Origin of the sequence: Mesorhizobium sp. AR02 (genome assembly GCF_024746835.1) — a bacterium.
In the GTDB taxonomy this organism is placed as follows: Bacteria; Pseudomonadota; Alphaproteobacteria; order Rhizobiales; family Rhizobiaceae; genus Mesorhizobium.
Map to the genome: position 1 here is coordinate 710264 of NZ_CP080530.1, position 12161 is coordinate 722424.

At 60.0% G+C, this 12161-nt stretch carries 12 protein-coding genes; 2 read left to right on the forward strand and 10 right to left on the reverse strand.

Annotation, left to right across the window (positions count from 1 at the left end; translation table 11 throughout):
• Positions 1-54: 54 nt before the first annotated feature.
• The 10 genes from DBIPINDM_RS03270 to DBIPINDM_RS03320 form a co-directional block, all read right to left on the reverse strand.
• A complete protein-coding gene (locus tag DBIPINDM_RS03270) occupies positions 55-2295 on the reverse strand; it encodes a type IV secretory system conjugative DNA transfer family protein (RefSeq protein ID WP_258580739.1) in 2241 nt (746 codons plus the stop codon).
• A gap of 64 nt (positions 2296-2359) precedes the next feature.
• Positions 2360-3406 (reverse strand): P-type DNA transfer ATPase VirB11, encoded by a 1047-nt coding sequence (virB11, locus tag DBIPINDM_RS03275; RefSeq protein ID WP_258580740.1) that lies wholly within the window; start codon positions 3404-3406, stop codon positions 2360-2362.
• On the reverse strand, positions 3372-4706 hold the full coding sequence (virB10, locus tag DBIPINDM_RS03280; RefSeq protein WP_258580741.1) for a type IV secretion system protein VirB10: 1335 nt from the start codon (positions 4704-4706) through the stop codon (positions 3372-3374). The genes virB11 and virB10 overlap by 35 nt, the downstream gene beginning before the upstream one ends.
• 7 nt (positions 4707-4713) lie before the next feature.
• Positions 4714-5550 carry a P-type conjugative transfer protein VirB9 gene (gene virB9 / locus DBIPINDM_RS03285; protein WP_258580742.1) on the reverse strand — a complete coding sequence of 279 codons (837 nt, stop codon included), beginning with the start codon at positions 5548-5550 and terminating at the stop codon, positions 4714-4716.
• On the reverse strand, positions 5547-6278 hold the full coding sequence (locus DBIPINDM_RS03290; RefSeq protein WP_258580743.1) for a virB8 family protein: 732 nt from the start codon (positions 6276-6278) through the stop codon (positions 5547-5549). The genes virB9 and DBIPINDM_RS03290 overlap by 4 nt, the downstream gene beginning before the upstream one ends.
• Before the next feature lie 13 nt (positions 6279-6291).
• Positions 6292-7362 (reverse strand): type IV secretion system protein, encoded by a 1071-nt coding sequence (locus DBIPINDM_RS03295; RefSeq protein ID WP_258580744.1) that lies wholly within the window; start codon positions 7360-7362, stop codon positions 6292-6294.
• On the reverse strand, positions 7359-7484 hold the full coding sequence (locus tag DBIPINDM_RS03300) for a hypothetical protein (RefSeq protein ID WP_258580745.1): 126 nt from the start codon (positions 7482-7484) through the stop codon (positions 7359-7361). Before DBIPINDM_RS03300 ends, DBIPINDM_RS03295 begins: the two co-directional genes overlap by 4 nt.
• 104 nt (positions 7485-7588) lie before the next feature.
• Positions 7589-8272: a type IV secretion system protein gene (locus tag DBIPINDM_RS03305; protein ID WP_258580746.1), complete on the reverse strand. Its 684-nt coding sequence runs from the start codon at positions 8270-8272 to the stop codon at positions 7589-7591.
• A 392-nt stretch (positions 8273-8664) separates the two neighbouring features.
• On the reverse strand, positions 8665-8949 hold the full coding sequence (locus DBIPINDM_RS03315) for a hypothetical protein (RefSeq protein ID WP_156394383.1): 285 nt from the start codon (positions 8947-8949) through the stop codon (positions 8665-8667).
• A gap of 148 nt (positions 8950-9097) precedes the next feature.
• Positions 9098-10324, reverse strand: coding sequence for a DUF1173 domain-containing protein (locus DBIPINDM_RS03320; RefSeq protein WP_258580747.1), 1227 nt, complete (start codon positions 10322-10324; stop codon positions 9098-9100).
• Between the two features lie 879 nt (positions 10325-11203).
• On the opposite strand from DBIPINDM_RS03320, the gene DBIPINDM_RS03325 reads away from it, so the two are divergent.
• Positions 11204-11635 (forward strand): DUF2384 domain-containing protein, encoded by a 432-nt coding sequence (locus DBIPINDM_RS03325; RefSeq protein ID WP_258580749.1) that lies wholly within the window; start codon positions 11204-11206, stop codon positions 11633-11635.
• Complete coding sequence (locus DBIPINDM_RS03330) at positions 11632-12114, forward strand: RES family NAD+ phosphorylase (RefSeq protein WP_258580751.1); 483 nt, start codon at positions 11632-11634, stop codon at positions 12112-12114. The genes DBIPINDM_RS03325 and DBIPINDM_RS03330 overlap by 4 nt, the downstream gene beginning before the upstream one ends.
• The last annotated feature ends 47 nt before the right edge of the window (positions 12115-12161 follow it).

Below are 12161 nucleotides of genomic sequence, written 5' to 3' on the forward strand. Positions count from 1 at the left end.
GACATAGGCACTGAAGACACAAATCGCTAATTTGTATTCAACTGAATTCACGTCCTAGCGATCGCCGTGACGTCTAATTTGATCCTGCAGCGCATCAAGAGCGGCTGACGGTACCCCGTCGACATCTCCGCTATCCACTGACGGTGACAGGGAAAGAGCGCCGGCCTCCACGTCCTGATCGAGCGATGCGAGCAGCGCGGCGATCGACATGGACTTGTTTCCCGGCCGGACTTGGAATTGCAAGACACTCGCCTTGCCTTCAGACGCACTCGGGTCGGACGTCTTTGATGCTGCCGGCGCCGATCGCCGGCCAAGGGTGGGAAGCGGCCGCGGCGCATCATCAGCCGTCTGATCGGTCCGCTTCGGCTTCAACTCCGGAACTTCAGCGGCGACCTCGCTCTTTGCTTCAGCCTCACCGCCCGTTGGACGGCCTGAGCTTGGCAGCGCCTTTGGTGCGTCCGCGCTGTCGCTCTTTACTTTCGGCTTTAACGCGACGGGATCAACCCTTTCAGCCGCCGCACCAGTCGCAGGCGGCACCGCATCGGCATAGGCTGTATCGCCTGAAACCGGTGCTTCGACGGTATCGGGTTCCCCCAACTCGAAAGGTGCCGCCGGCGCGTTGTTAGCCGCCGCTTCGACCTCCGCCATGGAGCGCAGCGGAAGATCCTGCCATCGTGAGAGAGGCGGAACCTTCAAGCGCCGGTGCCGAAATTCCTGATAGGTCGCCTTATAGGGAGCGTCCTTATAATAGGTGATCTTGCGCACCATGAAACCAGGGGGGCTCGAGCCCAGAACCACGGCCTGCTTCGCCGGCATTTGCCGAAGCTCCGCCGCCGTCCGGAACGGCCTTTCCTGATAACTTAAACTCTTGTCTCGGGCCCCAAATATACCTTGACCAGCCCTGATGATCGCTGTGGGCACCTCGATCGTGGTCGGTCCCAGCATTACAGAGACATGTTCCGAGGTCTCCACGTCGTTCATGCGGATGAAAAGCTTCACCTGACACGCGGTCACCGTGGTCTGCCGCGTCGCTTTTCCATAGACTTCGTCAAGCTGGGCTAGATCCTGCAGGATCAGGACCATGCGAAAGCCATAGCCCGCGTTGATCGCCAGCTTGGAAACGATAGACTCCATTTTGCCGAGCTGGCGAAACTCGTCGATCATCACCAGGACCTGATATGGCTCGTCCGGGCCTGGCGAGGAAGCCATCAGCACATCATGGATTTGCTGAACCAGGAGTTTGATGATGGGCCGGAACACGTCGAGCTGCGCCACCGAGCAGCCGATGAAGAGAGCCGTCGGGTCCTTGCGAAACTTCGAGATATCGAAATCGGTCGACGCCGTAGCGGCTGCAACGAGATCATTGGTCCAGGGGTTGAGAGCCGCCGTCAGGTTGAAGTAGGCCGAGTTTCGCGTTTCCTTTTCCAGCGCAATGAACTGGTTGAGCCCGTGCACGACCCACGAAGGCAGATATTTTTCCTCGTCATTGCGGATATTCGTCAGCACCCTGAGAAAATCCACGCCGGTCGAAAGAAGCATCGCGACGGCGCGCAAATGACGCTGCCCCTCATAGCGTGGTGACGTCAGCACATAGCCTATCATGGCCGAAAGCAGCTGCCGGCCGGCGCGCGCCCAGATCTCGGAACTTCCTGTCGCCTCGGGGATGATGAAGGAGGAGACCACCGCGCAGTCCGTCGGCATGCGCGCATCGCGCCGGATGAAATCCAGCGGATTATAGCGATGCGAATCCTGCTCGCCGGGCGAAAAGAAAAAGACCTTGTCGCCGAGAGCCTGCCGGTGTGCACCGAACGCCTCGAAGTTCTCCCGCTTCGGATCGAACCACACCGAGGATCCTCGCCACATATAACCGTTCGGAATGACAAAGCTGACGCCCTTGCCGGATCGGGTCGGCCCGACCACCAGGACGTGCGCGGGCTCGTCCGAGCGGATCGTCGCGCCACCCATCTTGCCGAGGATCAAGCCTTGCTTTGCCAGCAGGTTTTTCCTTTCGGCGTCCATGATCGTGCCGAACCGCGCATCGCCGTAGCGCTTTGGCTTGCGGTTGATCAGGCTTGCAAAGATCAGGCCGACGCCGATCGCCACGACAACCGCGACCGCGATCGCGCCCCGGATGATCGTCTCGCTCTGCGTGGGATGATAGGCCAGGCGCTGACTGAAATGCTGCCAGGCAACGAACAGGCCGCTTAGGCTGCGTTGCGCGTTCTGGTACTTTAGAAGCCCCCAGCGCGAGGCGCCTTCAGAGGGGAGGGCGGGATTCCACCGCCATGTCGCCACCAGCTCGTAGGCCAGGCTCCAAAGGGCAAGGAAGGCGGCGAGGCCGATGAGGCCGAGGAGAAGCCTATAAGCGAATACGCGAGACATTCTGGGGAACCTTTCTGGCGGCTCTCCATTCGGTCATGCGGTTGAACCAGATCGCCGAAGTTCCGCGCCAGCCGCCCCGGCGCGTTTGTTGGATCACAATCGGCAGGACCGACCGCACGTAATCGATGATCTCTGCCTTGCTCAGCCCGAGCCCAGCCTGCATGACCATCAATGCTAGCTGCTCAAACGCACCGGTCGGGCTGTCCGCATGGATCGTCGTGATCGATCCGGGATGACCTGTGTTGACGGCGCGCAAGAACGAATAGGCTTCCGCTCCCCGGATCTCGCCCAGGAAGATTCGATCCGGCCGCAACCGTATGGCGGCTTGCAGCAGCGTTTCAACGGTCACGTGCGCCAGGCCCTGGTCGCCCTTTGATGCGACGAGGGGCAGATAGTTGGGCTGGTGTGGTTTAACCTCTCGCGTATCCTCAATGGTGAGGATCCGCTCATCCGAAGGCACCTCGTGCAAAATCGCGTTCAGAAACGTCGTTTTGCCCGACGATGTGCCTCCTGAAAGCAAGATCGAGTACCGTTCCCGCACGGCCAGGCGGAGGAAATCCTCGATCTTGCCGGCGTCGAGATATTCGCAAAGGGCGCTGTCGGTCTCGCTCAATTCGCCGGGATCCTGGACGGAGATCGTATCGAACGACCCCCGCTTCCGGTAATCATCAAGGCGCATATCCTTCACGACCTGCTTGCGGATCGCGAAGGCGCCTCCTGTCGGCGTCGCCGGCGCAAGCACGCCCTGGAAGCGTTCGCCGCCGGGGAGGGCGGCCGAAAGCAAGGGATTTTCCTCGCTGATCGATTGCGAGGATGATGCCGCTATACGTTCCATGAGGTAAGTGATCGCGGCGCGGTCGAGCTCGGGGACGTCGAAGGGCTCCATATGTGTCGAGCCAACAATTTCGACCCACACAAGTCCAGGCCCGTTTGCACAGATTTCGACCACGCGATCGTCGTCGAGCCAGCGCCGCACCGGCTCCAGCGCCTTATTTAGAAAGACGGTTCTTTGCTGCCCGCTCACGTCGTATCTCCGTCAACGCCTCGCGTACCGGGTCCGGATAGAACTCCGAAAAATCGAGGTCCCGGCGGACGAACACCATGATGCGCGACCCCTGATCGACATGGATCGTGGGCGCGATATTGATCGAATTTCGAAGCGCCTCTTCGGCAATGCGGTTGAGGCTTTGTGAGACCTGTTGCGCGCCGATCTGGCGGGCGCTCTGCAGGTATTGATTGGGCTGCGTCTGGATTGTCACCGTCTGTCCGGTCTGCGGGTCCGTGGAGGTCTGGTTGGTGTTTGACCCATTCTGGTCGTTGCCAAGGTTGGCGATGAATTGTGTCGCACCGCCCACGACACTTAAAAGGATCGCCGAGCCGAAGCGCTCGAAATAATGGTTGTCGACCTCGCCCGGCATGCCGCTGCGACCGAGCTCGTCGGTGCCCGTCGAACCGAGCTGCACCGACATGCCGTCCGATCGAAGCAGGCGTGTCCACACTATGAACACCCGCGTTTGGCCGGTTGCGAGGCCACTGCGATATTCACCGATAAGGCGGGAGCCAGCGGGGATCAAAACCCTGCGACCGTCGAACGACCACACATCCTCCGACACGACGGCCCGAACCATACCGGCAAGATCGCTCTGGATCGCGGTCTCGAGTACGCCCTTGATCATCGTCCCTTGGGCGACCAGAGCGTCCGTGCGCGGGTTCATCGTGGCCTTCGATGTATCCGCTCCGCTCTGGCTCGCCCTTGCCAAAAAACGCCGATTGGGGTCCTCCTCGCCCTCGCCTGCGTTTCCGGCCGCCGCTGCATCCGTACCATTGCCGCCCAGTGCTGACGCACTGCCAGGCGCATCGCCGCTATCGACGACGAGTTGCTTGGCGCGCAGGCGCTCCCATTTGCGCCGCTCCTCTTCTTCTTGCCTGCGCCGTTCTTCCTCAGCCAGACGACGGGCCTCGGAATCATCCTGCACCTGTGGTGGAGCTGCAGGCGGTTGCAAGGCTGGCGGAGGGGGAGGCGGAGCCTCTATCGTCGACGGCGGCTGCGCCGGCGCAGCCGGCGGCTCCTCGGGAGCCGTCGGGATTTTCAGGGTCCCGTTGTCAAGCTGGGGACGCGGCGTATCGAGCCCAGGTGCGGGAAACTGTGTGGTGTGAAACTCCTCGCCATCCGACGCCGTCAACAGCGGCTTGTCTGGCGCACGCGTCGCCGCATAGATCATCCAGCCGGCGAAGACCACCGCACCCAGCGGCACCACGATCTTGAAGAATGTGCTCGCCCCGAATTTTGGCGGGGCGACCGCCGTGCCTTCCTCGGCGAGCATTCTGTACTCATTGGGAGATGGCATCAGGCCCCCTCACTTTCCGAACAGTCCCACCGCCGACACGCTGCGGCTCGTAAGGTTCAAGCCCGGTCGGTTCGTTCACATTGTTCAGTCTCAGATTGAAGACGCAGGTTGCTTCGTTGCCGTTGCGCAGCGTCCATTGGTAATTGACCTTGTCGACGACGATGTACGCGCCCTCGCGGCGATAATTCACAAGGGTCTCATTGCGCTCGCTGTCGACGACATAGATCGCCGGCACTTCCCTTGCCGGATCGAAGCGGAACCAGGTCTTCACGCCGTCGTCGTAGATCACGAGCGGCTTATTTGCCGACGACCCCTTGTAGGCATAGGACGAGTTGGCGTTTTCGGCCTTGAAACCCTGCCGGTTCGGCTGTGCCGCCCGGGCCCGGGCCTCGTCCATCAGCGCCGCGTCCGACACCTCTTCGGGATAGCGGAACTTGATCGCATAGACTTGTTGCGCAACCGGCCGAAACTCGCCGTTGAGGAAGAACACATAGCTGCGCTTGTTCGTCAGGACGTTGAGATTTCCGCCCGCATTCTTCTCGATCGGCTTCACAAACAGCACATTGCCCTTCTTGTTGGGCTCGATGCTCCAGGCCGGGACGTCGCCAGCGCCGAGGGTTTCGATTTTCTCGTCATCGCCGAATTCGATCATGGTCGAGGCGCCATAGCTGGCCGGCACCGACACCACATCGTCCTTCTGATACCAGACGAAGCGAATGCGACTGTCACGAGATCCCGCCCGAGGGGTCTGTTCGGCAAGGGCCGGCTGAACCGCGCAAACGCCGAGCCCGATTGCCATCAGGATGGCGGCGACCTTCATTGCGGTGTCTCCGCGGTGGGTGCCGGCGCCGTCTCCTGATCGCGCCGATATTCGAGCACCTGGAAGCCGAGCGGATTTTGAAAGCGGATCTCGTTTTTGGCCGGCACGCCGGTGTAGCGGAACCGGATCAATGACACCCAATGCCGCTGCACGGTGTTCGCCTGGCTCTTTTCCTCCGTCATGAACCGGACCAGGGCGGTCCTCTGGTTGGGAAACGTCACCGACTTCACGGTCACAGCCACGACGGTGTTTCGCCCGTACAGCACGACGGGGTTCGTCACCTTGTTTGCCGGGCTGAAAAGCTCGACGAGCTCCCTCGAGGCATCGCCGGCGCTCAGCAATTGCGCGAGATCGAAGTTGTCCTTCAGCGCCTTCGGATCGTAGGTCTCGCGAGCCTTCACATAACGGACGATATCGAACATCCCCATCGACTCGTCCTGCTGCAAAGGACCGTCGGCCAGCGGCCGCTTGACCTCGACAAACCCGGTGGATTTGTCGACCACCACCATGTAGGGCTCATAAGTCTTAAGCGGCAGCGCAAGGATCAGCGCGCCCACCGCTGCAACGGCAATGACCGAGGCGACGCTTGCCACACACCACGCCAGAGATCGCGACCAGCGATTGCGCCGCGCGATATCTTTTTCCCAGATTGCCGCATCCACGTAGTACGGCAAGGGAGACTCGGTTTCCTTCGCCGGTCGCCCAGCGTTTTCCTTCACATCGCTCATTGGTGCCCCAAACCTATGCGGGATCCGTCAGCTTTCGGGAAAGCCGTGCATATTCCGCTGAATTCTCATACCTTCTCTGTGCGAGGCTCACGCGTGCCCGCTCGCGACCCGCCAGGCGTTCCTGCCGGGTGCTCCAGCCCAAGCGTCCCATCAGCCTGCGCTGACCGGCTTGGCCCATCGCTGCGAAGGCGCCGCCGTAGAAGCGCCCAAACGAAGGCGTTCCAATACCAATTCCGCCCGCGAGAGAGGCGGCAACGTTGGTGATTTGCGACAGCAGCAGCACGCCAACAAGGCAGATCAGGATCAGCGGCGCGGCTTCGGTCAAGGTCGTTGTCGCAGCGCCGTTCGACCGGTTGACCGCGTCAAAATAGGTCTGGGTGATCGAGACGAAGAATGCGCAGAAGGCGTAGACCAGAATCTGCACACACATGTACTGAACGATCGCGGTTATCCAGCCAGCGAAGAACCGGGTCGTGTAGCCGAACAGCATAAGAATGATGAACACTGGGGCGAGCGCCAGCAAAAGCCAAAGAAAGATCTTCGACAGGATGATGAGGAAGATCGCATAACCGATGAGCAGCGCGCCGACGACAAGGATGATCGCCGCCAGCACATAGCCGCCGAAGTTCAACACCCCAAGGCTCTTGATAAAGGCAGAGGTGGAGTTGGCGAGCGAATCCCAGATGTTTTGCAGGGCCGTCTGCACGGAGTTGACGGAGTTCAGCCCGGCCGAAGTCCCAGTCACATTGGCCGACACGCTCGTGAGAAGGCTGTTCCCGATCGCGGAAGGTGTCTCATTCGCGAATGAATAGGCATATGTTTGAAAGTCCCCCCAGCTCGTCGCCAGAGCGTAGATGACGAAGGCGCGGAACAGGCGCCAGACCATCTCTTTTCCCGATCCGGTCGAGGTTCCCTGCCAGATGCTGATGGCCCAAAATATGACGTACAACGTCAGCATCAGGCCGGCGACACCCACCTGTCCGCCGCCGGTCAAGGCGGACGCGAGGTTCTGGTAGGCTTGCGATACGTAGTTATTGCCGAATTGGTCGACCTGTTGCAGAAGCGTCGTGATATTGAAGTTCATTTTTTCGCCATCCCGCCTGGAAACAGAGATGGATCGCTATTGAGTGCCTTCATCGGGCCGCACTCGAATGGCTTCGCCGCTTCTGTTTTTGGGTCGAGCGCCGCGAACGCCAGTGGCTGCATCGGTCCCTCCTCACGAGAGCACGGAGCCTTGAGTGGCTTGTGGCTGCATCCCGAGGTTGCGACAGCGCCAATGGTGGCGGCCGCTAATAGAAGAAAGCGCAGGGTCATTGGCCGGACTTGTATTCGAGCCCCCGCGAGGCCTGCGTGATCAGGTTCATACGATCGATGTTTTCCTGATTGGCGGCAGCCGTAGCCGTGTTCACCGCGCCGATCAGCTCGTTCACGGTCAGACCCGTTTGCACCATGATCTGGCTGTTCTGATCGATCGAGCCCTTGATGTCCTGTGCGGTGCCGATCCGCTGAGCGCCCGACTGAAAAGCGCTGGAACGGGTCTTCACCCCGTTTTGCGAGGAGTCGACCAGTCCGGTGACCGTGGCCGCGACGTTCACCAGGGCGCTGTAGTTCTTATCCATCTGCGTCGTCTGACCATTGATCAGGCCCGAAATGGTTTTCACCAGCTGCAAGCCGTTGATCATGTTCGAAACGATGCCCTGCGATCCATTGCCGAGGCCGGCGAACGACAACGAGCCGCCCGAGATCACGCTACCAAGCGACGGCGCGTCCCCCATGGCGAAGCCGCCATTGCCCAAGGCCATCTGCGCGAGCTGGCCGGCCTCGCCCGACCGGTCGCCGGAGACGGCCTGGAGCGTCTTTTGCGTATAGTTCATGATGTTGCGGTCGGTGCTGAGGATCTCGCTCGTGGCCGATGCAATCTGCCGAGCCTGTTCCAGATTAGCCTCGTCGATCGTAGGCACCTGCGCAAAGGCGATGCCGCCAAAGCCAAGCAAGAGTGCCGCTGTTAACAGAATTCCACGCATAGCGCTTTCTCCTATTGAGCCTGATATTGCTTGACGGCCGACATCAGTTCGTCGGTCGTCATTGTGACGGGGGCGCTGTTCGCGTCCCTTTGGATTTGCGAAAGCATGGGCGAGACGTTTTCAACCGTGTCGGTCGTGCGCGGCACCGGGCATGCGCTGTCCGTCGAGGGGCAGCACGTGTTGGCGGCCGTGCCGCCGCCGCTCCGGCTGGGCGTTCGCGGCCGTCACTCCGAACGGCGCTCCGGTCCATGCTCCCTATATCGTCGCGCAGGAGGTCGCTAAAAAGCAGCACCTTGGCCTGTGGCAGTTTGCCGACGTGCCCGATCCGAATGCCATCATCCTCCGCGATATCCGAAACGCATCTAACCAGGCTGGTCAGTCTTCGAATCCGCCTGCAAATCGATAACCGGTCCCCGGCGCGTTGGATCATACTGTACATTCTGCTGAGGCCATCGCCGGACCACGAACGCGACGGCAAGCGCAATCGCCGAAATCAATCCGAGAACAATAGCCGCGATCAGCCCCGGCTCTCGCCAAAACGATAGACTGTCCCACTGGTTCAAAAGCCGGGCGCCGGACAGCACCAAAATGAGGACTGTTGCGATGACAATGCCCGTTCCCGGATCCATGTCGAATTTCTTCAGCATCGCTTTCTCCTTTTCGCACCCCCTGGTCACGGCCCCGATCAACGGTCGCTTTTAGCGTAAACACCGGCGCCAGGCGCAAGCCCCTAGGCTCAGCCTGCCCTCTGCGTGCGCCAGCCGTCGCCCGCGCTTCGGCTTTTCAGTTGTTCGGTCAATATTCCAAAGCCTGCCTGCCGGGCGGAGCCGAAAGCCGCTCCTGTTTGCCCGGTAGCGCCGGTCTGGGGCCGCTTGCGTCCCAGCGCCAGGTCTCGAGCTCGCAGCTTGAAATCAGATGGTCGAATTCCGCCCGTACCGCCTCCTTGGCATCGTGCGGTACGACAAAAAGCGCGGTTCCCTGTTGGTCAACGTCGGTCAGAAGACCGAACGCCATCGGCACCGCTGGCAGCACGTTGTAGCGCAACGTTTTCACAAACCGCCGATGCTCCCCAGTCAGGACCTCGATCAATTCCTTTTCGTCGTTGTGCTGAAACGGAATCCAATTTTCCGTCACGTTCATAAAGCCGATTTCGTCGATCGACAGAATGCCGGACGGCATCTGCATGACCGTTGCGATGGTGATCAGGTGCGAATTTTCGTGCAGTCGCCACAGGTCTAATTCAGCTGCAAAGCGCTTCGGCACTGCATTGAACATTTTCTCATCCAGGAAGAGCGGTGCGTCGGGCATATGTTTGATCGACAGCTTGCCACCAAACCGGGCGGGATCCAGCGATTTCACAATTCCGATCACGATCTTCTTGTGCTTCGCCTTAGCTGCCGCCGCGAAAGCCCGCTCCCGGTCCGCAGCCAGGCGATCCTTGTGTTCAGGCGAGTACATTGCCGGCATAAACAGCAGCTCGCGCAACTGGAACTTCTGGCTCGACTTTGCATCGGCCGCGCCCCAAAGAAATTTCCGGACCAACCCCCAATTTCTTTTTCCCACAAAGCCAGGCGCCATTATTGTCAGCTCCGCCTCTTCCCAGAGATAGTCGAGCAAGCCTCGCAGCGTGAGCTTCTTTGGATCGGCTTTCACGGTGTGGTGCGAAGTCCCCTCGCCGGATGATCCCTGTCGCGCCTTGCCTTGTGTCAGTGCAAAGGCCAGCTTCAGCCGCGCCGCCTCCGATGCAGGATCTTCAATGATCGCTTGACCCAGGACCTCCGCCTTTCCCGACAGGGCAAGGGGCAGTTCATAGCGATCACAGTCTACCGCATGGTCCTTGCCGGTGTTCGGCATGCGCTTGACGATCAATTCCTCGCTGACGGCGGCAATGTACATCGGCACTCCGGGATGGCGACACAAACACAAGACCCGGGCCTGCTGGTCCCGCGCCTGACGCAAGAGCGTTTGAATTTCCGGATGCTGTGGGCCAACCGTGCGACCCAGAATAGCAAAGTCACTCATAAGGTGCCATCCGACTTAAGATTGTTCGCCTTATGATTAAATCATTGAACCGATGTTTCGTTCAACCCATTGGGTTCAACGATGCTTCCCATGGATTGACAGTGGTTAACCCAGCAGGCTCGAATGAACTGATGTTTCAGGTGGGCGACCATAGAACCGCAAGCAGCGGCTGTGGCGGCGATGTAGCCGTCCGCGGCGTGATCCGCCGGGATGGTGTGGCATGATGACAATCCGATCCTCGACATAGACTGTTTCATCGATGGCGTGCATGAAGAGCACGCGATCACGGGGCTCGTGCCGGATGATCCGACGAAGCTACGCCACTATGGTGACCTTTCCAGACCGGAACCGCGCGCTTGTGAGGTTCTGTTACTGCGGCGCAAGAATTTGTGCCGTTTTAAATATTTTTTGGAATCCCATTCGTCGCCAAGGCGTTGAAATAGGATCAAACAGGTAAAATCGTTCGATGGTTTCCTCCCATTCCACCGGACGGTGTTCCTCCCTGAAGGCTTTAACCTTCTTTTGGCCGGGCCGTATCCGAGCCCGGCCATTCTTTCTTCCGGGCTTCCTTGTTCAGCGCTGGCGGAAACGCGTTTTTCCTGGTGTCAATTATTCGCGACCAAGGCGGTTCGCACTCGCCGCCTCTGCGCTATTCGAAGGCTACGCAGGGGAGGTGTCGGTGGGACTGATGCTGCTGGCGGGCGCCAAAGGCTAACGCGTGACAGCAAGGATCGTAGGGTGATCGGATCGGTACGCGCTAACCGCCAGCCCGTGACAAGATAGTGCCGGCCATCGCGGGCTGGAGCTATGGCGAAGGCAGACGCTTGCAACGCGCATCATGTGAGGCTATATTGTGCCTCACATGAAATGGAGAGTGGAATGCTGGCGTTCGGAAATGTAGCCGACGTATTGGGGCTGCCTGCTAAGGAGGTGGCGGCGCGGTCGCCATTCGGACTGATCTCCCGGATCGAGAGTGGACTTCCCATTGGGGTGGTCGAGCGCGTTGCCCATCTCGTTGCCCCGGGAGATGCTCAGTTCAAATATCGGCTGATCCCCAAAGCAACCTACGAGCGGCGCAAGACGGCGCATCGCCTGTCGTCGGATGAGGGCACACGATTGGCCCGTGTGGCGCGCGTCTGGGGGCTTGCTGTCGATGTCTGGCAGAACGAAGTGGAAGCACGCGATTTCTTGTTTCGGCCGCATCCGATGATTGAGGACAAGCGACCGATCGATATCGTCATCCTCAGCGAGTTCGGCGCCGAAATGGTGGTCGATATCCTCGGAGGTCTGAAGTACGGCAGTGCTGCGTGACGGCGCAGACTCTCGATCGCACCCTATTGTCCTTTCGCGTCGGCGATCCGGCCGGCACCTACCCGATCTTCGACGCGACAGGCTCGACAGTCGCACCAGGGCGATGGAACACGCCCGGAAGTCCTATCATCTACACCAGCGAGCACTATTCGACGGCCCTCCTGGAAAAGCTGGTGCATGGCAGTGGCCGACTGCCGCCCAACCAGCACTACATCGAAATCACAATTCCGCGCGGACTGAGCTACGAGGTTTTTTCGCAGCCGTCACTGCCCGGCTGGGACACGATGCCGGCGACGGTAAGCAAGGGATTTGGCGAGACCTGGTGTTTAGAACGGCGCAGTGTCATCCTGCTGGTGCCGAGCGTCGTGGCGCGTCTCGATAGCAATGTGCTGATCAATCCAGCGCATCCGGAGTTTTCTAGGATCCACACGAGTCTCCATCAGCCCGTCTACTGGGACCGGCGGCTGTTTGGCGCGTAAGGGGAGGGGCTTTCTGTCCCCAACTACTCCAGAGCTATCGCATATGG